Genomic DNA, 26,522 nt, shown 5'->3' with positions numbered 1-26,522 from the left:
GAAACGGTGTACGACGTGGTGCTGCTGACGCTCGAGGACGGGCCCGCCGGCGGGTGCTCGAGCAGTCCACGGGTACCCGTTCTGGCCTGCCGCGACGCGCTGGTCGCCGGAGGTGCCCGGGTCGAGACGATCACGGCCTACTCCGACGCGGACATCGACGCCGTGCTGGACAACGCCGACGCCCGGGTGATCGTCGCGGCGGCCACCGACGGCGAGGTCCGCGCGGTGGTACGGCGGCTGGTCCGCCGGTACGCGCCGGCGCCCAGCAAGCGCCCCGATGATCTCCCGGCCGACCGCACCCTGCCCGACCTGCCCCCACTGGGCATCCTCCCGATGGGGGACGTGGAGCTGGTCGCCCGGCTCGGGCTGCCCCGCGAGCCGGCGGAGGTCGCCGCGGCCGTCCTGGCGGGGCGCGCCCGCCGGCTGGACCTGCTGCGCAACGACGGCGGGTCGGTGACCCTGCACGGCACGCTGCTCGGCGGCTCCGACGACACCGGGCGGGCGGTGCCGTACGCCGCTCAGGTCAACGTCGACGACACCGTGCTCAGTGACGGCACCGAGCCCCTGCTCGCGACGGCCGTCGCCAACGCCGACGGATACGCGACAGTCGACGACCTGCCGCTGATCGTCAAGGCCGACGCCGCCGACGGCGTACTCGACGTGGCGGTCGCGCTGCCGGTCACCACGCGCCGGTGGTACGGCCGGCGGGAGGTACGGGTGGAGGTACGCCGGGCCCGCGGCCGTGCCGTCGCCGTTCACCCGCGAGCGGATGTTCCATTTGTCGATGACGGGGTGGCGGGCACACTGGGACGCAAGAGGACCTGGTGGATGGAGCGAGGAGCGTGGGCCGTCTTCGCGGCGTAACGGTTCCGGCCGGCCCGGCCGAGGCCACTACGGTGACATATTCAAAACCATGCGAAACTCTGCTGTGCATCGCCCGGAGGGGGGTACGCCATGGAAGAGCCGTTCTGGCCGCCGGATGAGAACGTCGCGTCGTCCCGCGAGGACCGTGGCGGGCCGCCCCGCGATCACCTGGCCCCACCGCCCGTGCACGGCCAGCCGGTCACCATCGATCCGACCACGCCGGCGTTCGCACCGACCCGCCCGCGCGAGGAGCACCTGGGCTCACCCTGGACCCAGCCGCCGGCCACTCCGCGTACCGAGCCGGGTGCGGGCGGCAACGGCCGGGTGGGCGTACCGCCGGCGTCAGGCGTAGCAGCGGCACCGGGGGCCGCGCGAGCCACCGCAGCCGCTCCCGCTCCGACGGCACCGGCGTCAGCGGCTCCGACCTCCCCGGTCGCCCCGCCGGTCGCCCCGCCGGGCGCTCCGACGTCGGCCCAGGCCGCTCCGGCCCCGACCGCCGCGGCTTCGGAGTCCGCCAGCGTCCGGCCGCCGACTGCGTCCCCACCCGGCATCTACCGCCCCGCCGACCCGCCGCCCGCACAGCCGCCGCAGGCACCCGCGGCACCCGTGGAGGCGCCGGCAGCAGCGGGGACGCCCACCGGACCGTCCTCGGGACCGCCGGCGTCGATGGACCCGCCGTCGCGGCCGGCCCAGGCCGGCCCCCCGGCGCCGGCCATGGCGCCACAGCCGGCCACGCCGCCACCGGCCCAGGCGGCGCCGCAACCGACGCACACCCCTCCGCCACCGGCCCAGCCCGTGGCGCCACAACCGACGCACACCCCTCCGCCACCGGCCCAGCCCGTGGCGCCACCGGCGGCCGGGTACCAGGCCGGTCCGGCACCGACCGCGCCGGCACCCGGTGTCGCACCGCAGCCGCCCTACTCGCCCGCGCCCGGTGTCTACCAGGCCCCGACGTACGTACCGCCGGCCGAGCGGCCGGTCCCACACGCTCCTGCGCCTGCCGACTGGGCGCCCGAGGGTGCCGTGACGGCGGAGGACTTCGCCCGCCGCCGCGCCGCGCGCCCGGTCGAGCCGGTGGCGACCATCGGTATGCGGGCCGTGCTCCGCAAGTCCACGTTCGGCCTGCTCAACCTGGGCCCCGGGGCACGCGAGCAGAAGATCCGCCACGACATCGAGATGGTGCGGCGCAACTTCGGCGGTCTGCGCCAGGTCACCGTGGTCAACCCCAAGGGCGGTGCCGGCAAGACCATGGCGGTGCTGCTGCTGGCCATGACCTTCGGGCAGCGACGCGGCGGATACGTGCTGGCCTGGGACAACAACGAGACCCAGGGCACCCTCGGGATGCGCGCCCAGCAGGACTTCCACGCCCGTACGGTGCGGGACCTGCTCCGCGAGATGGACAGCTTCCGGGGCGCGCACGGCCGGGTCGGTGACCTGTCGAAGTTCGTACGGGCCCAGGGCGAGGGCATGTTCGACGTGCTCGCCTCGGACGAGTCGGCCACCGCGGGCGAGATGCTCACCGCGGCGGCGTTCGGCGACATCCGCGAGGTCGTGAGCCGGTTCTACAAACTGATCTTTGTGGACACCGGCAACAACGTACGCGCGGAGAACTGGCAGGCGGCGATCGACGCGACCGATCAGCTGGTGGTGACGATGTCAGCCCGTAACGACTCCGCCGAGACCGCCGCCCGGATGCTGGACTACCTGGAGCAGCAGGGGCTGCACCGACTGGTCCGTAACGCCGTCACCGTGGTGTCGATGCCGCCGAGCCGCCGCGAGCTGGACATCCCGGCGATCGAGCAGCACTTCCAGGCGCGTACCCGTACCGTCCTGCTGGCACCGTACGAGCGATTGATCGACTCGGGTGAGCCGCTCCGCTACAGCGGGCTCTCGTCCCAGACGAAGGACGCCTGGCTGAAGATCGCGGCCGCGGTCGCCGAGGGCCTCTAGATCAACTCACTTCCTCATCGGAGGTTGTGGTCTCCCGAGCACTCCGAGACCACACCTCCGATGCGGAAGTCCTGACGATCAAGGCGATAGAGGCGACGATCAGCCGGAGAGGGCGTCGCCGGCGGCGGGGTCGCAGTCCCGGAGCAGCTGGGCGCAGCGCGCCGCCTCCTCGGACTCACCGATCGCGTCGGCCGCCAGCGTCAGGACGTTCACACTGCGCAGGAAGCCACGGTTGGGTACGTGCGACCACGGCACCGGCCCGTGCCCGCGCCACCCGCTGCGGCGCAACTGGTCGAGACCCCGGTGGTACCCGGTCCGGGCGTACGCGTACGCCGTCACCGGGTCGCCCGCGGCGAGCGCGTGCTCGCCGAGCCGCGCCCAGGCGGTGCTGTAGGTCGGAAACCTCGCCGCCACGGACTTCAGGTCGTCCGGAACGCCGACCGGGCCGGCCGGGGCGGTCTCCTCGTCACCCACACCGGCTTCGGCCATGGCCGCGTCAGCCTCGGTATCGGCGGGCAACAACGTGGGCGGCGGCTGTGGGAGCAGGTTCTTCATGTCGCAATTCAACCCCCGCACCGGCCCCGCAGATGGCCAAACGGTTGAGGTCTTCGTCACGCGTGCGGCCGGTGCGCGTTTGCGCAAGGCGGATGAGGATTGAGGTCCGGAGCCTCCCCAGGAACCGGCACCGCGATGGCCCGAGACTCGTACTCGGGCCATCGCCCTGTTCGGGGCCGGTTGCGGCAGGATTACCGGGGTGCCGACACCTCCACCCACCGACGTCATCGCTCTCCACGACGACACCCCGAACGAGGTCGAATCGCGAGCTGAGCTGGACCGCCACCTCTCCGCCGGTACCCTCAGCGGTTTGATCGTCCAGGGGTTGCGCCTGGACGACGGGGACGCGGTCGCCGCACTGTCCGCCGTGGACGTTCACGATGCCCTCTTCGTCGGCTGCCGGTTCGCCTCGCCGGAGATGACCGCGGGCCTGGTCCGCCGCGGCGCGCTGGTGGTGCCGTCGTTCGACGAGGTCCCGTACCCCACCCATCCCAGCCGGCTGTACACCCCGGACGACCTCGCCGCCGGCTTCGCGCGGGACGGGTTCGACGGCATGTACGACACGGTGGTGTACCAGCACTTCCGCGCGGCCGGCGGCGCCCAGCCGGCACCGCGCGAGGCGCTGGTACAGCGGTTGCACGACAGCGGGATCGACAATGCCCTCGCCGTCGTCACGAACTCCTGGATCGCGGCCGCCGGCCGGTCCGCGGCGATCGGGGTGATGGGCGGCCACGCGGTGCCTCGGGGCTCGGCCACCTACCGGCTGGCCGCGACGCTGGGCCGGGAGCTGGCGAGGGCCGGGCGGCTCGTCGTGACTGGCGGCGGCCCCGGCGTGATGGAGGCGGCGAACCTCGGCGCCTTCCTGGCCGAGCGCTCCGCTGCGGACCTCGCCGCCGCGATCGAGCTCCTGGCCGGCGCACCCGACTTCCGCGACCACGACCCGTACACGGCCGCCGCGCTCAAGGTCCGCGACGACTTCGCGACCGTCGAGGAGGGCGGCCTCAGCTTCGCGCGGCGCGGCGGGCTGTCGATCCCGACCTGGCTGTACGGGCACGAGCCGGCCAACCTGTTCGCCGCCCGGGTCGCGAAGTACTTCTCCAACGCCATCCGGGAGGACACCATCCTGCGGCTGTCCCGGGGCGGGATCGTGTTCGCGCCGGGCTGGGCCGGCACCGTTCAGGAGGTGTTCCAGGCCGCCACCAAGACGTTCTACGCCACCGACGGGATCAGCGGGCCGTACGTCTTCCTGGACACCGCGTACTGGACCGACCGGCTGCCGGTCCGCGCACTGCTCGAACCCCTGCTGGCCGGCTCGCCGGTAGGCGACCTGAGCGGGCTGATCCACGTGACCGACGACGTCGCCGAGGCGGTCGCACTCCTCACAACCCGCTGAACGCGATCTTGGACACCTGGCGGGACCAGGCCCGCCAAGTGTCCAAGATCGAGGAAGAACGGAACTACTTGTTCATGCTGGTGCCGACGGAGCGGAGGTGCTGGCACGCCTCGACGATCCGGTTGGCCATGTTCCCCTCGGCCGCCTTGCCCCACGCCCGCGGGTCGTACGCCTTCTTGTCGCCGACCTCGCCGTCGATCTTCAGGACGCCGTCGTACTTGCGGAACATGTGCTCGGCGACCGGCCGGGTGAACGCGTACTGGGTGTCGGTGTCGATGTTCATCTTCACCACGCCGTAGTCCAGCGCCGCGCGGATCTCCTCGAGCAACGAGCCGGAGCCGCCGTGGAACACCAGGGACAGCGGCTTCTCCCGGCCGTACTGCCGGCCGATCGCTTCCTGGATCTCCTTGAGGATCTCCGGGCGCAGCTTGACGTTGCCCGGCTTGTAGACGCCGTGCACGTTGCCGAAGGTCAGCGCCGCCATGTAGCGGCCCTTCTCACCCAGGCCCAGCGCCTCGACGAGGGCCAGCCCGTCCTCGGCGGTGGTGTACAGCTTCTCGTCGATCGCGCCGACGATGCCGTCCTCCTCACCACCGACGACACCGACCTCCACCTCCAGGACCACCTTCGCCGCGGCGGCCTCGGCAAGCAGGTCCTGGGCGATCTCCAGGTTCTCGGCCAGCGGCACCGCCGAGCCGTCCCACATGTGCGACTGGAACAGCGGCTCCTCGCCCCGGGCCACCCGCTCCTTCGAGATGGCGAGCAGCGGCCGGACGAACTTGTCCAGCTTGTCCTTGGGGCAGTGGTCGGTGTGCAGGGCGATGTTGACGGGGTACTTCTTCGCGACCTCGGCGGCGAACGCGGCGAACGCCACGGAGCCCGTGACCATGTCCTTCACGGTCGACCCGGACAGGTACTCGGCACCACCGGTCGAGACCTGGATGATGCCGTCGCTCTCCGCTTCGGCGAAGCCGCGAAGGGCCGCGTTCAGCGTCTGCGATGACGTCACGTTGATCGCTGGGTACGCGAACGCTCCGGCTTTCGCTCGGTCGAGCATCTCGGCGTAGGCATCTGGCGAAGCGATGGGCATTGCGACGCTCCTTGGCTGGTGGGTCCGTCGTCGGGGGAACCCGCTGTCCTCGTGCAGGGAGTATCCCGCAGCAGCGCGGAGGTGCGCGCGGGGGCCTGGAAAACACGGTGGGCGGACGAACCTGGAGTTTCGGAGCGCATCAGACGGGGTTAGCTGCGTACGGTATGAAATGGGACGAGCGGATGGGGGAGCCATGACGCAGCCTGACGAGGAGTTCCGGGGTACCGGGGACGAGGCCGACGAGCCCTTGCGGCCGGCGACCGAGGATCCGGAGGCGCCACTGGCGGACGCGTTCGAGCAGACGCTGCCGGCTCACCCCGAGGATTTGCCGGAGGAGCCGCGGGTACGGCCCGACGTCAGCGAGGCGGACGCGATCGAGCAGGCGCTGCTGGCCGTCCCCGACGACCGGCCGGAAACCCCGCGGGTACGGCCCGACGTCAGCGAGGCCGACGCGATCGAGCAGTCGATCCCCGTCGAGGTGCACGACGACTACTGACCCGCCTCCACAGCAGCGGCCGCCTTCCGCGCGGCGACCAGGACCGGATCCCAGACCGGGGCGTACGGCGGGGCGTAGCCGAGGTCCAGTGCGGTCATCTCCTCGACGGTCGTGCGGTGCCAGAGCGCGGCCGCCAGCACGTCGATCCGCTTGGCCGCCTCCGACCGCCCGACGATCTGGGCGCCCAGCAGCAGGCCGGTGCGCCGCTCCGCGATCAGCTTGACCGTCATCTCCTGAGCGCCCGGAAAGTAGCCGGCCCGGTTGGTCGACCTGATCACGGCGGTCACGTACTCATAGCCCGCGGCGGTGGCGTCCCGCTCCAGCAGGCCGGTCCGGCCGACCTCGAGGTCGCACACCTTGGTCACGGCGGTGCCGACCACCCCGGGGAACGTCGCGTACCCGCCGCCGAGGTTGATGCCGGCGACCCGGCCCTGCTTGTTGGCGTGGGTACCCAGCGGCACGTACACCGGCCGCCCGCTCACCCGGTGCACCGTCTCGACGCAGTCGCCGGCCGCCCACACCCCGTCGGCCACCCGCATCCGCAGGTCGGTGACGACCCCTCCGGTACGCCCGACCGGGAGTCCGGCGTCGCGCGCCAGGTCGGTGTTCGGGCGTACCCCCAGGCCCAGCACCACGACGTCGGCCGGCAGCTCACCCTCGTCGGTGACCACCGCCGACACCCGGCCGTCGGTCTCCTTGAGCCCGGTCACCGCGACCCCGGTGCGGACCTCGATGCCCAGCCCGCAGATGGCGTCGCGGACCAGCGCCCCCATGTCCGGGTCGACGGTCGACATCGGCTGCGGGCTCTTCTCGACCACCGTCACGCGAAGGCCGCGCCGGACCAGTGCCTCGGCCATCTCGACGCCGATGTACCCGGCGCCGACGACGACCGCGCTCCGCGGCGCCGCGACAACCTCGGCGTCGGCGTCGGCGTCGGCGTCGGCGTCGGCGTCGGCGTCGGCGTCGAGCCAGCCCATCAGGGCGGCCCCGTCGTCGAGGGTCTGCATGCCGAACACGCCCGCCGGCCCGCCGTCGGCCCAGTCCGGCCGCACCGGGGCGGCGCCCGGCGCGTACACGAGGTCGTCGAAGCGCTCCCGGACCGGTTCGCCGCCGTTGGCCAGGTCCTTCGCCACGACGAGGCGCTCGGAGAGGTCGATCGCGACGACCTCGTGCCGCAGCCGGACGTCCATCGCGTACTCGTCCCGGAAGGTCGCCGGTGTCCGGGCCACCAGCTCGTCCGGGCCCGGCACCAGGCCACCCACCCAGTACGGGATGCCGCAGGAGGAGTACGACGTGAAGTGGCTCCGCTCGAAGACCACGATCTCCAGCTCGTCCCGGCCGCGCCGGCGGCGGGCCTGGGAGGCGGCGGACATGCCGGCGGCGTTGCCACCGATCACCACGAGTCGTCGGGCCATCCCACCATTGTCTATGCCGACCGCTACCTCGGGGCGAAGGCCACCGCCGCGTACCCGACCACCCGGGTCGGGTCCCCGGTCGTGTCCGCGCTCGTCGCGTAGTCCAGCAGCCACGGCTCCAGACCGACCCGCCGCGCCAGGCCGACCAGGCCACGCAGGGCGAACACGCCGCACGCGTCGCCCTCCCCGATCCGCTCCGGGGCGAGATCCCCGACCGCCCTCAGCGTCTCCCCGTCCCGCTGCCGTGCCTGCTCGTCGGGCAGGTAGTGGGACAGGTCGGTGCTGCACAGGACGACCGTGCCGGCCGGGTCCGGCTCGGCGGCGGCGGAGAGGGCGGCCGCCACGTCGTCGACGCCGGACGGGCCGACGACGATCGGTACCAGCGGCACCTCGCCCACGGTGCGCTGCAGGAACGGCAACTGCACCTCGATCGAGTGCTCCGGCGCGTGCGGAAGGTCGTCGAAGACCGCGTACCCGTTCGCGACCAGCGCGTCGACACGCTGGTCCACCGGCACCTCACCCAGCGGGGTGAGCCACTCCCGGGCACCCGAGACGACGCAGCCCTCCACCGGTACCCGGTGCGCGGGCCCCGCCACGACCACGCGTGACACCTCGGAGGCGTGGTGGCGCAGCCGGGCGTACACGTGGGCCGCCGTCGGACCGGAGTACTGGTAGCCGGCGTGCGGTACGACGTAGGCGGGTGCCAGCACGTCGTTCGCCGGCACGTCGACCGCGTCGAGCAGCTGGTCGACCTGGGTGGCGAGGACGCGCGGATCGGCCGGGTAGAAGAGCCCGGCGACCGCGGGCGGCCGGGCCGCCGTCCGTACCGCCCGGCGACCGCCAGCCATCACATCCCCAGCCGCACCGGTACCCGCCGCGCGCCCCACGAGCCGACCGGCCCGTCGTACCGGCCCGGCAGCGAGGTGCCGCAGTGGTCGCACCGGCCGTCGTCGGTCAGCCGGTAGTCGCTGATGACGTACCAGTCGCGCACGATCACCGGCCGGTCGCAGCCCGGGCAGGTCGTGGTCTGACCCGCGGGATCGTGGACGTTGCCGGTGTAGACGTAGCGCAGCCCGTGCTCGCGGGCGATCCGCCGGGCCCGGCTCAGCGTCTCCGGCGGGGTGTGTGGCACGTCGCGCATCTTGAAGTCGGGGTGGAACGCCGTGAAGTGCAGCGGCACGTCCGGGCCCACGTGCGAAACCAACCACTCGCACTCGTCGGTGATCTCGGCGTCGGAGTCGTTGTGGCCGGGGATGAGCAGCGTGGTGATCTCGAACCACACATCGGTGTCGCGCAGGTACTCGAGCGTCTCCAGGACCACGGGCAGCTTGGAGAACGTGATCTTCTGGTAGAAGGACTCGGTGAACGCCTTGAGGTCGATGTTCGCCGCGTCCATGTGCCGGTAGAACTCGGCGCGCGGAGCCGGCTTCATGTACCCGGCGCTCACCGCCACGGCCTTGATGCCGCGCTCCCGGCAGGCGTCCGCGACGTCCATCGCGTACTCCATGAAGATCACCGGGTCGTTGTAGGTGAACGCGATGCTGCGGCAGCCGAGCCGCTCCGCGGTCTCCGCAAGGATCGAAGGGGACGCCGCCGAGGAGAGCGTGTCGATCTCCCGCGACTTGGAGATGTCCCAGTTCTGGCAGAAGCGGCAGGCCAGGTTGCAGCCGGCGGTACCGAAGGACAGCACCGACGAGCCGGGCAGGAAGTGGTTGAGCGGCTTCTTCTCGATCGGGTCGATGCAGAACCCCGACGAGCGGCCGTAGCTGGCCAGGACCACCTGGTCGTCCACCCGACCGCGGACGAAGCAGAGCCCGCGCTGCCCCTCGCGCAGCTTGCAGGCCCGCGGGCAGACGTCGCATTGGATGCGCCCGTCGTCGAGCCGGTGCCAGTAACTCGTCGCCACCGTGTACGGGTCGCTCAGGCTCAGCGTGTCGGCCGCCACGGGTTCCACGCTATGCCCGTACCGGCGGGGACCGCCACGAAAAGACCCACGGCGGCAGCCTGGCGTGCGGGTGTGCCTGGACCAGGCCGGGACGTGCGGGGCACAGGTAACCTCATTGCCCGTGGATACCGCCGAGAAGACACGTGCCCTCAATGACACGCTTGCGCTCAACCCTCTGGACGCCAAGGGCCTGCTCAGGACGTTCGGCCTGGTCGGCATCTGGGTGATCATGTTTGCCGAGACCGGCCTGATGATCGGCTTTTTCCTGCCCGGTGACTCGCTGCTGTTCCTGGCCGGGATCGCGGCCTCTCCCGTCGCGAAGGAGATCGTCGGTATCCAGCTTCCGCTGTCCTGGATGCTGCTGGTCACCCCGATCTGCGCGATCGCCGGCGCCCAGCTCGGGCACTGGCTGGGCGCCCGGTACGGCCGGCCGCTGTTCAACCGGCCCAACTCCCGGCTGTTCAAGCAGGAGTACGTGGACAAGGCCGAGTACTACTTCAACAAGTACGGCCCGGCGAAGGCGGTCGTGCTCGCGCGCTTCATCCCGATCGTCCGCACGTTCCTGAACCCGGTCGCCGGCGTGCTGCGGATGCCCGCGAAGCAGTTCTTCATCTGGAACGTGATCGGCGGGATCCTGTGGACCGACGGCATCGTCCTCGCCGGCTGGGCCCTCGCCAAGCAGATCACGAACGTCATCCCACCGGAGAAGATCGACTCGTACATCATTCCGGTCACGCTGCTGATCGTGCTGCTCTCGGCGCTCCCGATCATGATCGAGGTCGGCCGGGGCTATGCCGACCGCCGGCGCTCCCGGGCCATGGCGGCCCCACGCCGCGACGACGTGGCCTGAGCACAGACTTCAGTTCGTCCCGCGAGCGCCTGGAGGAAGATCGCACCGATCTCCTCCGGGCGTTCGACTGTGAAAGGCCTGCCGCGTGCGTGGTCACACCGTGGACTGCGTACCCGCTTCGACGGCCCGGACGAACTCGGGCGGGCAGTCGGGCAGCGTCCCGGCCCGGCCCAGGGCCAGCGCCTGGTACGTGAGGCGGGCCGCCTCCTCCAGGTACAGCGCCCGCTTGTGGGCCAGCTCCACGCTGTCGGCTACGACGGAGCAGCCGTGACGGGAGAGGATCACGCAGTTGGTACCGTCGGCGGCCGCGGCCGCGGCCTCGTCGGCCAGCTCCGCGGTGCCCGGCAGCCGGAACGGAGTCGTCACGACCCGGCGCAGGTAGAAGGCGTGATCGGTGGTGACCAGCCGGATCTGCTCACCGAGCGCGTCCAGCAGCAGTACCGCCTGGGGGTGCAGGTGCACGATCGCGGCCACGTCGGGCCGCCGGCGGTAGGTGGCCAGGTGCAGCGGCAGCTCGGAGGTCGGCGGATGGGTGTCGTCCGACACGGTCGCACCGTCCGCGATGCGGACGCGGACGAACGCCGACCGATCCAGCCGGTCCAGCCAGGTGCCGGCAGCGGTGACCCAGAAGTCACCGTTGCCGGACACCCGGGCGGACAGGTTGCCACCGGAGCCCACGACGAGACCCGCGCGGACCACCTCGCTCCCCACATGAGCGAGCTGGTCGCGCGGATCTCCGGCGCCGTAGTTCACACCCGCCCCCGGCCAGGGGCGTGATGTCCGGTCAGCGCGCCGACTTCTTGCTGGCGCGCTTACGCGGCGGCGTGAGCAGGTCGGCGATCGTACCGATCGCAGCCGGCACGATCCGGTAGAACGCCCACACGCCCCGCTTCTCCCGCTCGAGCAGTCCAGCCTCGGTCAGGATGCGGAGGTGGTGGCTCACCGTCGGCTGGGACAGGCCCAGCGGAGCGGTCAAGTCACAGACGCAGGCTTCGCCCTCCGGCGCCGACTGGATCAGGCTCAGCAGCCTGAGTCGGGCCGGATCGGCGAGCGCCTTGAGCACCCCGGCGAGGCGCTCGGCGTCAGCACGATCGATCGGTTCGCCGGCAAGCGGCGAAATCTGAGGCATTGTCATCTCGGCCAGCGCAGTTCCCACGAAATCCATCCTTCCACCAACAGCATCGACCCGCCTGCATATCCGCAGGTCCGAATCGACAAATTTTCAAACCGCAAGGCCAAGCTGGGCCAACGAGAATACTGAGCGGTAGTTCAGCCCTGCGGATCGCACCGCATCCCCCGCTCCTCGATCCACGATCACAGCCACCCCTACCACCTCGGCTCCTGCCTGCTGAAACGCCTCCACCGCCGCCAACACGCTCTTGCCGGTTGTAGAGGTGTCCTCGACGGCAAGCACCCGCCGTCCCGCCACGTCGGGCCCTTCGATCCGCCGTTGCAAGCCATGGACCTTCTCCGCCTTGCGTACGACGCACGCGTCAACCGCCCGGCCACGTGCGGCAGCCGCGTGCAACATAGCCGTGGCGACGGGATCGGCTCCCAGCGTCAACCCGCCCACGACGTCAAACTCCCAGTCCGCGACGAGATCGAGCATCACCCGCCCGACCAGCGGCGCGGCCGCGTGATGGAGGGTGATCCGGCGCAGGTCCACATAGAAATCCGCCTCGCCACCCGAGGACAAGCTCACGCGGCCGTTTACCACAGCCAGTTCAGTGATGAGTTTACCGAGGTCGTCACGTTCGGTCATGCTGAAAAGCGTACTGGTCACGCGTTCGACGGACACGAACGCCCCGCTATTCCGGCAGTCACATTCTTCCAGTTCCGGGCGACCGGGGCCACCAGTACACCAACGACACGCCGGATACTGACGACTATCGTTGTGACGAGCGTCGCTTTCCTGACGATCGTGTCAGCGACTCAATGATCGAGTGCTAGAGCGCCGACGTATCCCAAACATTATTGGTTCAGATGCGTAATTTGTGCAAAAGGTCTACCGCTGGATGCGGCCGCGCGCGTCTTTTGACACGGTTCGTACCAGGCCCTGCGGCAGGTGCCGCAGGCCGAAGACCGCGACTTTGTACTTCCAGTCCGGCACGCTGACGATCTTTCCGCGCCGCAGATCGCGCAGGCCGTCCCGAACGACCTCCTCGGCGCTCAGCCACATCCAGTCCGGCATCATCGAGATGTTTATGCCGGCACGATTGTGAAATTCAGTACGGGTGTAGCCGGGGCACAGCGCCATCACCCGAACCGGGGACGACCGGACCGACTCGGCGATCGACTGACTGAAGTTAGTCACCCACGCCTTGCTCGCCGAGTACGTCGAGCCGGGCATCGGCGTGCCGAAACCCGCAACCGATGAAACGTTCACAATCTCACCCCGACGCCGCTCCACCATTCCGGGCAGCGCCGCCAGGGTGAGCCGCATGACCGCGTGGACATTGAGCCGCAGCAGTCTCTCCTCGCCATCCACGGTCGACTGCAGGAACGGTGCGTTGAGACTGATCCCGGCATTGTTGACCAGCATGTCGACCGGTGCCGCCGGGTCCGCGAGCCGGGCCTCCACCCGCTCGCAGCCCTCGGTCGTGGACAGGTCGGCGGCCATCGGTACCACCGTCACGCCGTGCCGGTCACCGAGCTCCGCACCGAACGCGACCAGCCGCGCCTCGTCACGGGCGATCAGAACCAGGTCGTACCCCTCGACGGCCAGCCGCCGCGCGAACGCGGCGCCGATGCCGGCGGTCGCCCCCGTGACCAGTGCGGTCTTGGTCACCAGTGTCTCCTCGTGTGAAAGGTGCCGGATCGATGTGCTCAGGCGGTCGGCGGCGGGACCGGCGGCTGCCACGCCGCAGGCTGTTCGGGCTTGCGGAAGAACCGGTTGGCGGCCGGCAGCGCGAGCAGGACCACCGTCGCGACCAGGCCGACGAGGGAGACGACTCCGATCGTGGTGAGCACCGGCTGGTACCACCCCGGCCAGGCGTTGTCGAGCGCCTGCTGGATCTCCTGGCCGCTGGGAGCGCCGTTGGCGGAGCCGGTACCACCGGTGCTCAGAGCGGCCGAATTCAGCGCGAGGCCGGCGACGGAAATGCAGACGGACAGGCCGGCGACGATCCAGGTGATGATCCGGGCCGGATTCCGGCCCCGGCCGTCCAGGACCGCCAGTACGACGTACCCGACGCCCAGGAGCAGGCCGAACCCCACCGCGGAGGCGGCCGAGATCGCCACGAACATGTCCTCGGCGCCCTTCATTGGCGTCGCGAGGAAGACCTCCCGGTACGCCTGCCTGCTCGCGCCCAACTGGCTGAGGGTGACGACGGCCGACAGCACCTGGGCCGCGGCGACCAGGCAGAGCAGCCAGCACGCGACGGTGACGACGGCAGGCCGCCTCTTGGGCTCCACCGGCGCGGCGGCGTACGCCATCGACGTCTCCTCCCCGGGTGTCCCGGCGCCTCCCGGGACATCCGGCGGACACGGTATCCGGTGGAGATCGAATACGCGAGGCTGATCACATGGCCGTTCGGGTCTGTTTACCGGCGGGTCAGGCCGGCTCGTGCTGGGCGGCCGCGTACTCGGCGATCGTCGTCCGGTTCTTCACGCAGCCCGTGAAGGTCTCGACCGGGGAGCGGTCGCCGGCCAGCCGCTGCCACGCGTCCCGACCGGCCTGCCGGTCGCAGCGCGCCAGGAGGAAGGCGGCGTACACCCGCCCGGCCGCCGATCCCCGGTCGAGCAGGCGCTCCAGCCGCGGTCGCAGTGCCGCACCGCACTCGTCGGCCACGGCGTCGAACGCCCTGGTCACCGACAACACCTCGCCGGCGAAACCGACTCCGCCGAACGCGACCACCTCGGCCTGCTCCAGTTCGCGCAGATTCCGCTCGAGCTCCTCCATGTCGCTCCCTTCGACGGCGATCCTGGACGCCTGCGCGTGCTGCGGGTCGCGCAGGCGTCCGAGATCGCTAGAGAAAACGGTCACGCAGCGCGGACCGTCAACGCTCTCTTGTCGTCGGCCAGATCCACCACGACGCGGTCACCGTCGCGGACCTCACCGCCCAGCAGCGCCTTGGCCAACTGGTCGCCGATCGCGGTCTGGATCAGCCGGCGCAGCGGGCGGGCACCGTAGATGGGGTCATACCCATTACTGGCCAGCCAATCTCGCGCCACGTCGGAGACGTCGAGGACCAGCCGGCGGTCGGCCAGCCGCCGGGCCAGCCGGGCGAGCTGGATGCCGACGATCGACTTGAGGTGGTCGCCGGCCAGGGCCGCGAACACCACGATGTCGTCGAGCCGGTTGAGGAACTCGGGCTTGAAGTGCTCGCGTACCACCGCCATGACGGCGTCCCGGCGCTGCTCCTCGGTCAGGGTCGGGTCGGCGATCACCTGCGAGCCGAGGTTCGAGGTCAGTACCAGGATCGCGTTGCGGAAGTCGACCGTACGCCCCTGGCCGTCGGTGAGCCGGCCGTCGTCGAGCACCTGCAGCAGGACGTCGAACACGTCGGGGTGGGCCTTCTCGACCTCGTCGAGCAGGATCACCGAGTACGGCCGCCGGCGAACCGCCTCGGTGAGCTGGCCGCCCTCCTCGTACCCCACGTAGCCGGGCGGGGCGCCGAGCAGGCGGGCCACCGAGTGCTTCTCGGCGTACTCGCTCATGTCGATGCGTACCATCGCCCGCTCGTCGTCGAACAGGAACTCCGCGAGCGCCTTGGCCAGCTCGGTCTTGCCGACACCGGTCGGGCCGAGGAACAGGAACGACCCGGTCGGACGGTCGGGGTCGGCGATGCCGGCCCGCGCGCGCCGTACCGCGTCCGAGACGGCCGCGACCGCCTCGTCCTGGCCGACGACCCGCGCCCGCAGGGACTCCTCCATCCGCAGCAGCTTCGCGGTCTCGCCCTCGAGCAGCCGGCCGGCCGGGATCCCGGTCCACGCGCCGACGACTGCGGCGATGTCGTCGGCGCCGACCTCCTCCTTGAGCATCGCGCCGGCGCTCTGCAGCGCCGCCAGCTCCGCCTCGGCGTTGGTCAGCCGCCGCTCCAGCTCCGGGATGCGGGCGTACCGCAGCTCGGCGGCCCGCTCCAGCTCCGCGTCGCGCTCGGCCCGCTCGGCCTCGCCGCGCAGCCGCTCCAGCTCCTCCTTCGTGGACGAGATCGCGGCGATGTGCTGCTTCTCGAACTGCCACCGCTCGGTCAGCGCGGTGAGCTGCTCGCGGCGGTCGGCCAGCTCCGCGCGTAGCTTCTCCAGCCGCTGGACGCTGGCCGGGTCGGGCTCCTTCGCCAGCGCCATCTCCTCGATGGCGAGCCGGTCGACGGCCCGCTGGACCTCGTCCACCTCGGTCGGCCGCGAGTCGATCTCCATCCGGAGCCGTGAGGCGGCCTCGTCGATGAGGTCGATCGCCTTGTCCGGCAGGAAGCGGTCGGTGATGTACCGGTCGGAGAGCGCCGCGGCGGCGACCAGCGCGGCGTCGGTGATCCGCACGCCGTGGTGCACCTCGTAGCGCTCCTTCAGGCCGCGCAGGATGCCGATGGTGTCGGTGACGGTGGGCTCGCCGACGAGGACCGGCTGGAAACGCCGCTCCAGCGCCGGGTCCTTCTCGATGTGCTCGCGGTACTCGTCGAGCGTTGTCGCGCCCACCATGCGCAGCTCGCCGCGGGCGAGCATGGGCTTGAGCATGTTGCCGGCGTCCATCGAGCCCTCGGCCTTGCCCGCGCCGACGACGGTGTGCAGCTCGTCGAGGAAGGTGATGACCTTCCCGTTGGAGTTCTTGATCTCCTCCAGGACGCTCTTGAGACGCTCCTCGAACTGCCCCCGGTACTGCGCGCCGGCGACCATGGCGCCGAGGTCGAGCGAGACCAGCCGCTTGTCGCGCAGCGACTCCGGTACGTCGCCGGCGACGATGCGCTGGGCCAGGCCCTCCACGATCGCGGTCTTACCCACGCCGGGCTCGCCGATCAGGACCGGGTTGTTCTTGGTACGCCGGGAGAGCACCTGGATCACGCGGCGGATCTCGGAGTCCCGCCCGATGACCGGGTCGATCTTGCCCTCGCGGGCGAGCTCGGTCAGGTCGACGCCGTACTTCGCCAGGGCCTGGTAGCCCTCCTCGGGGTCCGCGGTGGTGACCCGCCGGTCACCGCCGCGTACCTGCGGGAACGCGGCGACCAGGCTCTCCTCGGTCGCGCCCACCCGGCGCAGGGCGTTGCCGACCGCGCCGCCGACCCGGGCCAGGCCGGCCAGCAGGTGCTCGGTGGAGACGTACTCGTCGCCCAGTGGCCGGGCGATCTGCTCGGCGGAGGCGATCGCGTTGGCGAACTCCCGCGCGATGCTCGGCTCCGCCACGGACGAACCCCGGGCCGAAGGCAGCTTCTCGACGGCGCGGACGGCCTCACGGCGTACGTCGGCCGGGTTGGCGCCGACCGCGCGCAGCAGCCCGGCGGCGGTCGACCCGCCGGTGTCCAGCAGGGCGAGCAGCAGATGCCACGGCTCGACCGTGGCGTGGCCGCGGGATGCGGCGGTGTCGACAGCCGCCTTGATGACCTCGCGGCTCTTCGTGGTGAGGCGTTCGGCGTTCATCGGCTCCTCGGACTTCATCGGTAGACCCAAATCCGGGGTTGAGTCTATCCAACTCAACTTTCAATCCGCCATGAGAACGCGCACACACCGACGGGGTGGCGACCACCGTCGCCACCCCGTCGAACCGCGCCCCGAGCTACCAGCTCCAGCGCAGGAAGCGGCGTCGGTACCGGACCGTCAGGTTGCCGGCCTTCTGCGAGCCGGTCACCACGAAGCGCGGACGCCCGTCGGGCACGTCGTAGCTCGCCGGCACCGTCGATCTCGCATGACCCGCCGTCATCCGCACGTCGTCGATGTCGGCGGTCGCCCCGGCGGGAAGGATCAGCACGGTGTTTCCGGCCAGCACGTTCACGTCGATCTCCACCACCGGGTGGTCGATCACGGCCTCGGCGAAGTCGAGCTTGACCGAACCGGCCTTGTTCCGCACGACGAGGCGGCGCGGGACGGCCCACCGTCCCCGGCGCGTGAGGGACGCGGCGGTGCTGCGCAGCTCGACGAGGTCCCGCGACGGCCGCCCACCGGACGCCATCCCCACCGGCAGGTCGGCCAGGTGCGGCTCCACCTCGCCGTACGTCTTGGCGCGCAGCACCGCGTCGACACGTTCCTCGAACTCAGCCAGGGTCAGTCGCCCCTCGGTGACGGCGGCGTTGAGCCAGCCGACCACCCGCTCCCGGTCGGCATCGGACAGCCGCATCTCGCGGTTGGAGGGCATCAATTCGCCGGTCACAGGGGGCAATGTACCGGCACGGCCGACCTATCATGGAGTGCTGCGGCCCGGAGCAGCCGGGACGGCACCTCGGGCTCTTCCGTAAACGACGCCTGACCGGCTACGGTGACGCCGATCCTGCCAGGACACGCGGAGTCAGACTGGCCAAGGAGATAGCGGTGAGTGTTCAACAAGCGCCTTTTCGCGGCTTCGCGAATCCGGTCGACCCGACCCCCGCGGAGCTGCGCGCCTGGGCCTACCACCCCGACCCGACGATGCTCCACACCCTGCCCCCGGACTGGGATCTGCTCGTCTCCGGTGACCGACTCATCGGCACGCTCTTCGACCTCGCCGCCGACCAGAGCTGTCCCGCGCGCCGCTTCGCGCTGCACTGCCTGTACATCTACGCGGCCGATGCCATCCGTACCAACTTCCGGGCGCACCCGCGCCGCCGGCTGCGCAAGTTCATCGAGCACGCCGAGCAGGTCGGCGACGAGGTGCTGATGGTCTGGGCGCACAACGTACGGATGCTGCTGGCCCGACCGGACCTGTTCGAGTACCGCGACTGGTGCGAGGGCGACCTGGTCCGCAACCCGCGCCGCATCGGTTGAGGCACTACCGCGGCTGACGCCGCTACTGGCCGGCCGGCCGGCTCGGGCGCCACACGACCAGCGCGGTCTGGCTGCGGGACAGCGGTACCAGATCCCGGCGCGGGAACGCGCTGCCGGCCTCCAGTTGAGCGATCCGCTGCCGCGCCTCGGCCAGCTCCGTCCGCGCGTCCGCGAGCCGCTCCTGGAGTACGGTGACGAGCTGCTCCAGTTCGATGATCCGCTTGATGCCGGCCAGGTTGACCCCGTCCTCCTGGCTCAGCCGCTGGATCTCCCGCAGCAGTGCGACGTCGCGGGGGCTGTACCGCCGGCCGCCGCCCGACGACCGGCCCGGCTGTACCAGCCCGAGCCGGTCGTACTGGCGCAGGGTCTGCGGGTGCATGCCGGCCATCCGCGCCGCCACCGAGATGATCAGCACCTTGTCGTCGGACTCGACGCCGATCACGACCTGTTCCACGTGTTCGTTCACGAGCGGCTCCCTCCGGTCATCCGTCGGGCGGCGTCGTCGAGTCGCTCGCGGGATGCGGGCGGAGTCGCGTCGGCGAACTCCTGGAGCGCCTTGCGCGCCTGTTCGGACAGGTCCTTGGGCACCTGCACGTCCACGGTGACGAGCAGGTCTCCGGTACTCCCGGACCGGGTGGCGACGCCCTTCCCGCGTACCCTCAGGGTCCGCCCACCGGGAGTGCCCGGTGGCACCCGGACGGTCACCGCGCCGTCCATGGTCGGCACCCGCAGGTCGGTGCCGAACACCGCCTCGGCGAAGGTGATCGGCACGGTCAGGGCAAGGTCGTCACCCTTGCGTTCGAAGATCTCATCCGCCTTGACCTTGATCAAGACGTACAGGTCACCGGCCGCGCCGCCGCGCTCACCCGGCTCACCCCGGCCGGACAGCCGGATGCGCTGACCGTCGTTCACCCCCGGGGGGATGCGGACGTTGAGGGTACGGGTCTTGGTGACCCCGCCGGTGCCACGGCACTCGGGACACTTCTCCTCGACGATGCTGCCGACGCCCTGGCACTCCCGGCACGGCTCGGAGAAGCTGAACGCGCCCTGGTTGCTGGTGACCAGGCCGGAGCCGTGGCAGGCCGGGCACTGCCGGGTCTTGCTGCCCGGCGCCGCGCCGCTGCCGTGGCAGGTGTCGCAGACGCCCGGCGTCCGGAGCGTGAGCGGCATGGTGACGCCCCGCACCGCGTCGGCGAACGACAGCGTCACCTCGGCCTCGACGTCGCGGCCACGGCCGGCACCCCGGCGGCCCGTCCCGCCGCCGCCACCGGAGAAGATCGAACCGAACAGGTCGGAGAACCCGCCGCCGCCGCCGCCGAACCGCCGGTCACCGGCGCCCGCCCCGGCACCGGCCCCGAACAGGTCGGACAGGTCGAACGGGACGCCGGCACCGGCACCGCCGCCGGCCCCGGCGCGGGCGCTGCGCCGGAACGCGCCCGACCCGAACAGGGCGCGCATCTCGTCGTACTCCTTGCGCTTGCGCTCGTCGGAGAGGACGCCGTACGCCTCGGAGACGTCCTTGAAGCGCTCCTCGGCCTTCTTGTCCCCGGGGTTGTGGTCGGGGTGCAGGTCGCGGGCGAGCTTGCGGTACGCCTTCTTGATCTCGTCGGTGGAGGCCGACTTGGCGACGCCGAGGACAGCGTAGAAGTCCTTCTCCAGCCAGTCCTTGGAACTCACCGGGGGGCCTCCTGATCGAAGGTGGTCACCGGTCGCGGTGCCGCCGGAGCGGCACCGCGACCGGCACGATGGTTGATCACTCGGGGTCGGCTACGGCGACCAGCGCCGGCCGCAGCAACCGCTCGCCGAGCAGGTAGCCACGGCGCATGACGTCGACGCAGGTCGGCTCCGTCACCTCGGCCGAGGTGAGGTGGGCGACCGCCTCGTGGCGGTTCGGGTCGAACAGATCGCCCTTCGACCCGAACGGGGTGAGGCCGAACTTCGACAGCGCGGTGGTGAGCTGATCGGCCACGGTGCCGAAGGGACCGACCAGGTCACCGTGGTCACGGGCCCGGTCCAGGTCGTCGAGTACGGGCAGGAGCGCGGCGAGCACGTTGCCGGTCGCCTGCTCGCCCACCAACGCCCGGTCGCGCTCGACGCGCTTGCGGTAGTTGGCGTACTCGGCGGTGACCCGCTGCAGGTCCCTGGTCCGCTCGTCGAGCTCGGTCCGCAGCGACTCCAGCTCGGCGCCGAGCGGCGAGGCCGCAGGCTCCTCGACCACATCGCCGGCCGGCGCGTCCGGCTGCGCCTCGGCCCCGCTCCGGGCCGCCGTCTCGTCGGCGTCCGCTTCCGTACTCTTCGTGTGCTTTCCGTCAGGCACTTTCATCTTCCGCTTGTCCCGAATGACGACCCGTTCCTCTGCCGACTCCTCCGGCGCGCCGGCGGCGTGCCGGCCGGCCCCGGCGGTTCCCGGCCGGCGCGACTCGGTCGCGTCCGGCCGGGAACCGGAGTCCGTGCGGCGGGACTCGGTCACCGCTTGTCGTCCTCGTCGACGATCTCAGCGTCCACGACGTCGTCCTTCGCCGCCTGCGGGCCCGAACCGGTCGCGCCACCGGCCGTACCGGCATCCGCGTCCGCCCCGGCCGCCGACTGCTGCTCGTACAGCGCCGAGCCGGCCTTCTGCGAGACGGTGGCGAGCTTCTCCTGGGCCTGCTTGATCCGCTCGATGTCGGAGCCGCCGAGCGCGCCACGCAGCTCGCCGAGCGCCTCGTTGATCTCGTCCTTGACCTCGGACGGCAACTTGTCGCCGCTCTCGGCCAGGAACTTCTCGGTCTGCCACTGCAGCGCCTCGGCGAGGTTGCGGGTCTCCGCCTCCTCCTTGCGCCGCTTGTCCTCGTCGGCGTGGTCCTGCGCGTCGCGCATCATCCGCTCGATGTCGTCCTTCGGCAGCGCCGAGCCGCCGGTGATCGTCATCGACTGCTCCTTGCCGGTGCCGAGGTCCTTGGCGCCGACGTGCACGATGCCGTTGGCGTCGATGTCGAACGTGACCTCGATCTGCGGTACGCCGCGCGGCGCCGGCGGCAGGCCGGTCAACTCGAACGTGCCGAGCTTCTTGTTGTAGGCCGCGATCTCCCGCTCACCCTGGAACACCTGGATCAGCACGGACGGCTGGTTGTCGTCGGCGGTCGTGAAGATCTCCGAACGCTTGGTCGGGATCGTGGTGTTGCGCTCGATGAGCTTGGTGAAGATGCCGCCCTTGGTCTCGATACCCAGCGACAGCGGCGTGACGTCGAGGAGCAGGACGTCCTTGACCTCGCCCTTGAGCACGCCGGCCTGCAGCGCGGCGCCGACGGCGACGACCTCGTCCGGGTTGACGCCCTTGTTGGGCTCCTTGCCGGTGAGCTGCTTGACCAGGTCGGAGACGGCCGGCATACGGGTCGAGCCGCCGACCAGGATGACGTGGTCGACGTCGCTGACCCGGATCCCCGCGTCCTTGATCGCCTGCTCGAACGGGCCCTTGCAGGAGTCGAGCAGGTCCTGGCTCATGCGCTGGAACTCCGCGCGCGACAGCTGGGTGTCCATGTGCAGCGGGCCCGCCGGGCCGGCGGTGATGTAGGGCAGGTTGATGCTGGTCGTGGTGGCGGCGGACAGCTCGATCTTGGCCTTCTCGGCCGCCTCCTTGAGCCGCTGCATCGCCATCTTGTCCTGCGACAGGTCGATGCCGTGCTGGCCGCGGAACGTCTTGACCAGGTGGTCGATGATCCGCTCGTCCCAGTCGTCGCCGCCGAGGTGGTTGTTACCGGCGGTCGCCTTGACCTCGATGACACCCTCGCCCAGCTCCAGCAGGGAGACGTCGAACGTGCCACCACCCAGGTCGAAGACCAGGACGGTCTGCTCCTTGGATCCCTTGTCCAGCCCGTACGCCAGGGCGGCGGCGGTGGGCTCGTTGACGATACGCAGCACGTTGAAGCCGGCGATCTCGCCCGCCTCCTTGGTGGCCTGCCGCTGCGCGTCGTTGAAGTAGGCCGGGACGGTGATCACCGCGTCGGCGATCTGCTCGCCGAGGTAGGACTCCGCGTCCCGCTTGAGCTTCATCAGCACCCGCGCGGAGATCTCCTGCGGGGTGTACTTCTTGCCGTCGATGTCGAGCGACCAGTTGGTGCCCATCTCGCGCTTGACCGAGCGGATGGTCCGGTCGGGGTTCGTCACCGCCTGACGCTTGGCGACCTCACCCACGAGCACCTCGCCGTTGCGGGCGAAGGCGACGATAGACGGCGTCGTCCGGGCTCCCTCGGCATTCGCGATCACGGTGGGTTCGCCACCTTCGAGGACGCTGACCACCGAGTTGGTGGTACCGAGGTCGATGCCGACCGCACGTGCCATGTTTTCGTTCCTCCAGTGGCCGGGGAGATCCCCGTCGTTAAGTTGAGTTAACCGGACTCAATGATGCCACAGTTGAGCCGACCACGCGCAACCCTACGCGCATACTCGTGATCCGTGCCTCACGGAGGGCTCCCGTCATGGCGGAATCGGGCAAACGGATCGACAGATACGTACCCCCGCATTGTCTGGTCAGGGCTTGATCGTGCACGCTTGACGCGTGACCACGCAGGGCGATCCGACGCTCGCCCGATCCAGCCGGTCCGCGTCGGCGGACGAGCCTTCCACCAGCACGTCCGCGGCCCGCTCCGGCCCTCGGGCCGAGCCGTCGGGCAATGCTGTCGCGCCGAGGGTAGAACGCCTGGTCGGCGCCCTCGGCGACGTGCGCGACACGGTGGCCGGGATCCGGTACCCGCTGGCACTGCCGAGCGCCGAGGAGGCGCTCGGCGAGGCCTCGGCGATCCGCGACCAGCTCGACGACTACCTACTCCCCCGGCTCGGCCGGCTGGACGCACCGCTGCTCGTGGTCGTCGGCGGCTCCACCGGGGCGGGCAAGTCCACGCTGGTCAACAGCCTGGTACGGGCGACGGTCAGCGAAGCCGGCGTGCTGCGGCCCACGACCCGGGCCCCCGTCCTCGTCTGCCACCCCGACGACGCGCCCTGGTTCACCGAGGCGCGGCTGCTGCCCGGCCTGGAGCGGACCACGGGCCGGCCGTCCGGCACCGATGCCCTCCAGGTCGTACCGTCCGAGGGCCTCACTCCGGGGCTCGCCTTCCTGGACGCGCCCGACATCGACTCGGTGGTCGACGCCAACCGGGCGCTCGCCGTACAGCTTCTCGCCGCGGCCGACCTGTGGCTGTTCGTGACCACGGCGGCCCGGTACGCGGACGCCGTGCCGTGGGAGCTGCTGCGCACCGCGCGCGACCGGGGCACGGCCATCGCCCTGGTCCTCGACCGGGTGCCGTCGGGCGCCGCCGACGCGATCGGGCCGCACCTGACCGGCATGCTGCGCGCCAACGACCTGGGCGCCGCGCCCCTGTTCGTGCTGCCCGAGACCCGGCTGGAGCAGGGACTGCTCCCGGACCGGATCGTGACGCCGCTGCGGGACTGGTTCGCGGAGCTGGCGCAGTCCGCGGCCGCGCGGGCCTCCGTGGTCCGCCAGACCGTCGACGGCGCCGTCGCCGCGCTCGGGCCCGCCGTCGAACGGCTCGCGGTCGCCGCCACCGAGCAGGTCGACGCCGCGGACGTTCTCGCGGCCGCGGTGAGCGCCGCCTACCGCGACGCCGGGACAGCCGTCGAGCAGGGCGTCCGCGACGGCGCGCTGCTGCGCGGCGAGGTTCTCGCCCGGTGGCAGGACCTGGTGGGCACCGGCGAGCTGATGCGCGGGCTGCAGGCCAAGGTGGGACGGGCACGCGACCGGATGGCTGCGGCGATAACCGGTCGGTCGGAGCCGGCCCAGCAGCTGCAGGCGGCGCTGGGCTCCGGGCTGGTGGTCCTGGTCCGCAACGCCGCCGCCGACGCGAGCGAACGGGCCGTCGCCGCCTGGCGGGCGCACCCCGCCGGCGCGGCGCTGCTGGAGAAGCCCGAGGCGGCGATCGAACTGACCGCGTCCTCGGCCGACCTGCCCGAGCGGGTCGAGCGGATGGTCCGCGACTGGCAGCGGGGCGTGCTGGACCTGGTACGTAAGGAGGCCGGCGGCAAGCGCAAGGCGGCCAAGGCCGGCGCCTTCGCGGTCAACGCGACGGGCCTGCTGGTGATGGTGAGCGTCTTCGTCGCGACGTCGTTCATCCCGACCGGCCTGGAGATCGCGGTCGCCGGCGGCACCACGGTGGCCGCGCAGAAGGTGCTCGAAGCGATCTTCGGAGACCAGGCGATCCGGGACCTCGCCGACAAGGCGCGGCAGGACCTGCTGGCCCGGATCTCCACGCTGCTCAAGGAGGAGGCCGACCGCTTCCTGGCCGTACTCGACAACGCCGGCATCGACCCGACGGCGGCCGATCGGCTGCGCCGGGCCGCGACGACCACGCAGGCCGCGCGGGCGGCTACCCTGCTACCCGGCGGCGGCGGATTGCCGAAGCCGACCCTGAACGGGGTGTAGTCATGATCCTGGACACCGCGTGGCGCCGGGACACCACGGGCCGGTCCGAACTGTCCGACGTCCCGAACCGGGTGGAGGCGCTGCGCCGGTTCCTGCGGGCGGTCGACGACCACCTGCCCGAGGAGCGACTCGCTCCCGCCCGTACCGTCGTCGACCGCGCCGGGCAGCGAATGGGGCTGTCCCGGGAGCACACCGTGGTGGCCCTCGCCGGTGCGACCGGCAGCGGCAAGTCGAGCCTGTTCAACGCGCTGGCCCGGCTGCAGCTGTCCCAGGTGGGGGTACGCCGGCCGACGACCGGGGTGGCGCACGCCTGCGTGTGGGGCGCCGAGCACAGCGGCGAGCTGCTCGAGTGGCTGGGCGTACCGCCGTCGCGCCGGTTCCGCCGGGAGAGCGCCCTGGACGGCGACGACGAGCGCAAGCTGCGCGGGCTGGTCCTGCTCGACCTGCCCGACTTCGACTCCGTCGAGGAGGCGCACCGCGTCGAGTCCGACCGGCTGCTGTCCCTGGTCGACCTGGTGATCTGGGTGCTCGACCCGCAGAAGTACGCCGACCGGGTCGTGCACGAGCGGTACCTGTCGCACTTCGCCCGGCACCGCGACGTCACCGTGGTCGTCCTCAACCAGACCGACCGGTTGGAACCGGCCGACGCCGAGCGCTGCCTGGAGGACCTGAAGCGGCTGCTGACCACCGACGGGCTCGACGGCGTACCGGTGCTCGCCACCTCCGCGGTGGACCGGCCCGGCCCGCGGCAACTGCGCGACCTGCTGGAGGGCGCGGTCGCGAAGCGGCGGGCGGCGCTGGAGCGGCTCGGCGGTGACCTGGACGACGTGGTCGCCGCCTTCGAGCCGCTGCTCGGCCCGGAGGCGGCGGAGCACAGCGTCGACCGGGAGAGCATCGAGACCCTGACCACGGCCCTGGCCGGCGCGGCCGGGGTACCGATGGTCACGGACGCCACCCGGCGCGCGTACCGCCGCCGCGCCCTGGCCGAGATGGGCTGGCCGGTGTCGCGCTGGCTGGGCCGGCTGCGCCCGGACCCGCTGCGGCGGCTGCGGCTGGGCGATGCCGGTGCGGCGGTCACCGAGGCCACCTCGTTGCCGCCGGCCGCGCCCGCCGAGCGTGCGGCGGTGGGGCTGGCGCTGCGCGCCCTTGGCGACCGGGCCGGCGCCGGCCTGCCCGAGCCGTGGCCCGGTGCGATCCTGGACGCGGCCCGGTCGCGCGCCGACGACCTGCCCGACGAGCTCGACGTCGTGATCGCGCGTACCGACCTCGGCGTGAGCCGCCGGCCGGCCTGGTGGCGGTTCGTCGGCGTACTCCAGTGGGCTGCCACCCTCGTCGCGCTGGTCGGCCTGGCGTGGCTGGCGGTCCGGTACGTGTTCTTCGCGCTCGGCCTGCCGGAGCTGCCCGGCCCGAACGTCGGCCGGGTGCCGCTGGCGACGGTCCTGCTGTTCGGCGGGCTGCTCGCCGGGGTACTGGTGTCAGCCGTGGTCCGGCCGCTGATCGGGCTCGGCTCCCGACGCGCCGCGGCGCGGGCGGCCACCCGGCTGCACGCCGCCGTCCGCGAGGTCGGCCGGGAGCTGGTCGTCGCGCCCGTACGCGACGTGCTGCACGCGTACGCGGACGCCCGAACCGCCCTGCGCGCGGTCCGGGGCCGGTAACGTT

General features: G+C 71.5%; 25 protein-coding genes. 8 read left to right on the top strand and 17 right to left on the bottom strand.

Going from position 1 to position 26,522, the window contains the following annotated elements; translation table 11 throughout:
* The first annotated feature begins 6 nt into the window (after window positions 1-6).
* Both Pme01_RS09730 and Pme01_RS30840 read left to right on the top strand, forming a co-directional pair.
* Entirely contained in the window at window positions 7-864 is an 858-nt protein-coding gene (locus Pme01_RS09730) for a diacylglycerol kinase family protein (RefSeq protein ID WP_168113724.1), read from the top strand.
* A 90-nt stretch (window positions 865-954) separates the two neighbouring features.
* Window positions 955-2,814, top strand: coding sequence for a MinD/ParA family ATP-binding protein (locus Pme01_RS30840; protein WP_239088111.1), 1,860 nt, complete (start codon window positions 955-957; stop codon window positions 2,812-2,814).
* Between the two features lie 99 nt (window positions 2,815-2,913).
* Here the strand turns inward: Pme01_RS30840 and Pme01_RS09720 are convergent, their stop codons facing one another.
* Window positions 2,914-3,369, bottom strand: a complete 456-nt coding sequence (locus Pme01_RS09720; protein WP_168113723.1) for a DUF3151 domain-containing protein — start codon at window positions 3,367-3,369, stop codon at window positions 2,914-2,916.
* A 199-nt stretch (window positions 3,370-3,568) separates the two neighbouring features.
* Here Pme01_RS09720 and Pme01_RS09715 point away from each other — a divergent pair, with 199 nt between their 5' ends.
* The gene (locus Pme01_RS09715) at window positions 3,569-4,762 is read left to right on the top strand and encodes an LOG family protein (protein ID WP_168113722.1); all 1,194 of its coding nucleotides are present in this window, start codon (window positions 3,569-3,571) and stop codon (window positions 4,760-4,762) included.
* 64 nt (window positions 4,763-4,826) lie between these two features.
* Here the strand turns inward: Pme01_RS09715 and fbaA are convergent, their stop codons facing one another.
* A complete protein-coding gene (gene fbaA / locus Pme01_RS09710; RefSeq protein ID WP_168113721.1) occupies window positions 4,827-5,852 on the bottom strand; it encodes a class II fructose-bisphosphate aldolase in 1,026 nt (341 codons plus the stop codon).
* Between the two features lie 193 nt (window positions 5,853-6,045).
* Between fbaA and Pme01_RS09705 the strand changes: the two genes are divergently transcribed.
* A complete protein-coding gene (locus Pme01_RS09705; protein WP_168113478.1) occupies window positions 6,046-6,348 on the top strand; it encodes an Rv3202a family protein in 303 nt (100 codons plus the stop codon).
* Here Pme01_RS09705 and Pme01_RS09700 read toward each other — a convergent pair.
* The 3 genes from Pme01_RS09700 to amrS are packed head-to-tail and all read right to left on the bottom strand — an operon-like array spanning window position 6,342 to window position 9,708.
* Window positions 6,342-7,763, bottom strand: coding sequence for an FAD-dependent oxidoreductase (locus tag Pme01_RS09700; protein WP_168113720.1), 1,422 nt, complete (start codon window positions 7,761-7,763; stop codon window positions 6,342-6,344). The two genes, Pme01_RS09705 and Pme01_RS09700, sit on opposite strands and share 7 nt — an antisense overlap.
* 23 nt (window positions 7,764-7,786) lie before the next feature.
* A complete protein-coding gene (gene amrB, locus Pme01_RS09695; protein WP_168113719.1) occupies window positions 7,787-8,611 on the bottom strand; it encodes an AmmeMemoRadiSam system protein B in 825 nt (274 codons plus the stop codon).
* On the bottom strand, window positions 8,611-9,708 hold the full coding sequence (gene amrS, locus Pme01_RS09690; protein ID WP_203935513.1) for an AmmeMemoRadiSam system radical SAM enzyme: 1,098 nt from the start codon (window positions 9,706-9,708) through the stop codon (window positions 8,611-8,613). The genes amrB and amrS overlap by 1 nt, the downstream gene beginning before the upstream one ends.
* A 115-nt stretch (window positions 9,709-9,823) precedes the next feature.
* Between amrS and Pme01_RS09685 the strand changes: the two genes are divergently transcribed.
* Window positions 9,824-10,558, top strand: a complete 735-nt coding sequence (locus tag Pme01_RS09685; protein WP_168113718.1) for a DedA family protein — start codon at window positions 9,824-9,826, stop codon at window positions 10,556-10,558.
* A 93-nt stretch (window positions 10,559-10,651) separates the two neighbouring features.
* Here Pme01_RS09685 and Pme01_RS09680 read toward each other — a convergent pair whose 3' ends face one another.
* The 8 genes from Pme01_RS09680 to Pme01_RS09645 form a co-directional block, all read right to left on the bottom strand.
* Window positions 10,652-11,269, bottom strand: a complete 618-nt coding sequence (locus Pme01_RS09680) for a class II aldolase/adducin family protein (RefSeq protein WP_275408512.1) — start codon at window positions 11,267-11,269, stop codon at window positions 10,652-10,654.
* Between the two features lie 73 nt (window positions 11,270-11,342).
* The gene (locus tag Pme01_RS09675; protein WP_168113716.1) at window positions 11,343-11,723 is read right to left on the bottom strand and encodes an ArsR/SmtB family transcription factor; all 381 of its coding nucleotides are present in this window, start codon (window positions 11,721-11,723) and stop codon (window positions 11,343-11,345) included.
* A gap of 57 nt (window positions 11,724-11,780) precedes the next feature.
* Window positions 11,781-12,320: an orotate phosphoribosyltransferase gene (gene pyrE, locus Pme01_RS09670; protein WP_168113715.1), complete on the bottom strand. Its 540-nt coding sequence runs from the start codon at window positions 12,318-12,320 to the stop codon at window positions 11,781-11,783.
* A gap of 243 nt (window positions 12,321-12,563) precedes the next feature.
* On the bottom strand, window positions 12,564-13,376 hold the full coding sequence (locus Pme01_RS09665) for an SDR family NAD(P)-dependent oxidoreductase (RefSeq protein WP_168114072.1): 813 nt from the start codon (window positions 13,374-13,376) through the stop codon (window positions 12,564-12,566).
* An 8-nt stretch (window positions 13,377-13,384) separates the two neighbouring features.
* Window positions 13,385-13,993: a hypothetical protein gene (locus Pme01_RS09660; protein WP_168113714.1), complete on the bottom strand. Its 609-nt coding sequence runs from the start codon at window positions 13,991-13,993 to the stop codon at window positions 13,385-13,387.
* Window positions 13,994-14,111: 118 nt separating this feature from the next.
* Window positions 14,112-14,543, bottom strand: a complete 432-nt coding sequence (locus Pme01_RS09655; protein WP_239088109.1) for a hypothetical protein — start codon at window positions 14,541-14,543, stop codon at window positions 14,112-14,114.
* Window positions 14,540-17,131: an ATP-dependent chaperone ClpB gene (gene clpB / locus Pme01_RS09650; protein WP_168114070.1), complete on the bottom strand. Its 2,592-nt coding sequence runs from the start codon at window positions 17,129-17,131 to the stop codon at window positions 14,540-14,542. Before clpB ends, Pme01_RS09655 begins: the two co-directional genes overlap by 4 nt.
* A gap of 136 nt (window positions 17,132-17,267) precedes the next feature.
* Entirely contained in the window at window positions 17,268-17,858 is a 591-nt protein-coding gene (locus Pme01_RS09645; protein WP_203935512.1) for a DUF1707 SHOCT-like domain-containing protein, read from the bottom strand.
* Between the two features lie 158 nt (window positions 17,859-18,016).
* Between Pme01_RS09645 and Pme01_RS09640 the strand changes: the two genes are divergently transcribed.
* Entirely contained in the window at window positions 18,017-18,448 is a 432-nt protein-coding gene (locus Pme01_RS09640; RefSeq protein WP_168113713.1) for a hypothetical protein, read from the top strand.
* A gap of 22 nt (window positions 18,449-18,470) precedes the next feature.
* Here the strand turns inward: Pme01_RS09640 and Pme01_RS09635 are convergent, their stop codons facing one another.
* The 4 genes from Pme01_RS09635 to dnaK all read right to left on the bottom strand — a co-directional run bounded on the left by Pme01_RS09635 (window position 18,471) and on the right by dnaK (window position 22,768).
* Window positions 18,471-18,902, bottom strand: a complete 432-nt coding sequence (locus Pme01_RS09635; protein WP_373315478.1) for a heat shock protein transcriptional repressor HspR — start codon at window positions 18,900-18,902, stop codon at window positions 18,471-18,473.
* An 8-nt stretch (window positions 18,903-18,910) separates the two neighbouring features.
* On the bottom strand, window positions 18,911-20,125 hold the full coding sequence (gene dnaJ / locus Pme01_RS09630; RefSeq protein ID WP_168113712.1) for a molecular chaperone DnaJ: 1,215 nt from the start codon (window positions 20,123-20,125) through the stop codon (window positions 18,911-18,913).
* 76 nt (window positions 20,126-20,201) lie between these two features.
* A complete protein-coding gene (grpE, locus tag Pme01_RS09625; protein WP_168113711.1) occupies window positions 20,202-20,918 on the bottom strand; it encodes a nucleotide exchange factor GrpE in 717 nt (238 codons plus the stop codon).
* On the bottom strand, window positions 20,915-22,768 hold the full coding sequence (gene dnaK / locus Pme01_RS09620) for a molecular chaperone DnaK (RefSeq protein ID WP_168113710.1): 1,854 nt from the start codon (window positions 22,766-22,768) through the stop codon (window positions 20,915-20,917). Before dnaK ends, grpE begins: the two co-directional genes overlap by 4 nt.
* A gap of 217 nt (window positions 22,769-22,985) precedes the next feature.
* Here dnaK and Pme01_RS09615 point away from each other — a divergent pair, with 217 nt between their 5' ends.
* Together Pme01_RS09615 and Pme01_RS09610 are read left to right on the top strand one after the other, a co-directional pair.
* Window positions 22,986-24,863, top strand: coding sequence for a GTPase family protein (locus Pme01_RS09615; protein WP_203935511.1), 1,878 nt, complete (start codon window positions 22,986-22,988; stop codon window positions 24,861-24,863).
* 2 nt (window positions 24,864-24,865) lie between these two features.
* Window positions 24,866-26,518: a GTPase gene (locus Pme01_RS09610; protein WP_168113709.1), complete on the top strand. Its 1,653-nt coding sequence runs from the start codon at window positions 24,866-24,868 to the stop codon at window positions 26,516-26,518.
* Window positions 26,519-26,522 lie beyond the last annotated feature (4 nt).

This window comes from Planosporangium mesophilum, assembly GCF_016863255.1.
Lineage (GTDB): Bacteria > Actinomycetota > Actinomycetes > Mycobacteriales > Micromonosporaceae > Planosporangium > Planosporangium mesophilum.
Note: the sequence above shows the minus strand (reverse complement) of the source record. Positions and strands in the feature narration are given on the sequence as shown.

What these genes read in the sequence shown, in the direction of transcription:
- fbaA (WP_168113721.1), bottom strand. Translation starts at nt 5,852, where the DNA reads ATGCCCATCGCTTCGCCAGATGCCTACGCCGAGATGCTCGACCGAGCG.
- Pme01_RS09705 (WP_168113478.1), top strand. Translation starts at nt 6,046, where the DNA reads ATGACGCAGCCTGACGAGGAGTTCCGGGGTACCGGGGACGAGGCCGAC.
- Pme01_RS30840 (WP_239088111.1), top strand. Translation starts at nt 955, where the DNA reads ATGGAAGAGCCGTTCTGGCCGCCGGATGAGAACGTCGCGTCGTCCCGC.
- Pme01_RS09700 (WP_168113720.1), bottom strand. Translation starts at nt 7,763, where the DNA reads ATGGCCCGACGACTCGTGGTGATCGGTGGCAACGCCGCCGGCATGTCC.
- amrB (WP_168113719.1), bottom strand. Translation starts at nt 8,611, where the DNA reads ATGGCTGGCGGTCGCCGGGCGGTACGGACGGCGGCCCGGCCGCCCGCG.
- dnaK (WP_168113710.1), bottom strand. Translation starts at nt 22,768, where the DNA reads ATGGCACGTGCGGTCGGCATCGACCTCGGTACCACCAACTCGGTGGTC.
- Pme01_RS09610 (WP_168113709.1), top strand. Translation starts at nt 24,866, where the DNA reads ATGATCCTGGACACCGCGTGGCGCCGGGACACCACGGGCCGGTCCGAA.
- Pme01_RS09675 (WP_168113716.1), bottom strand. Translation starts at nt 11,723, where the DNA reads ATGGATTTCGTGGGAACTGCGCTGGCCGAGATGACAATGCCTCAGATT.
- clpB (WP_168114070.1), bottom strand. Translation starts at nt 17,131, where the DNA reads ATGAACGCCGAACGCCTCACCACGAAGAGCCGCGAGGTCATCAAGGCG.
- Pme01_RS09720 (WP_168113723.1), bottom strand. Translation starts at nt 3,369, where the DNA reads ATGAAGAACCTGCTCCCACAGCCGCCGCCCACGTTGTTGCCCGCCGAT.
- pyrE (WP_168113715.1), bottom strand. Translation starts at nt 12,320, where the DNA reads ATGACCGAACGTGACGACCTCGGTAAACTCATCACTGAACTGGCTGTG.
- Pme01_RS09660 (WP_168113714.1), bottom strand. Translation starts at nt 13,993, where the DNA reads ATGGCGTACGCCGCCGCGCCGGTGGAGCCCAAGAGGCGGCCTGCCGTC.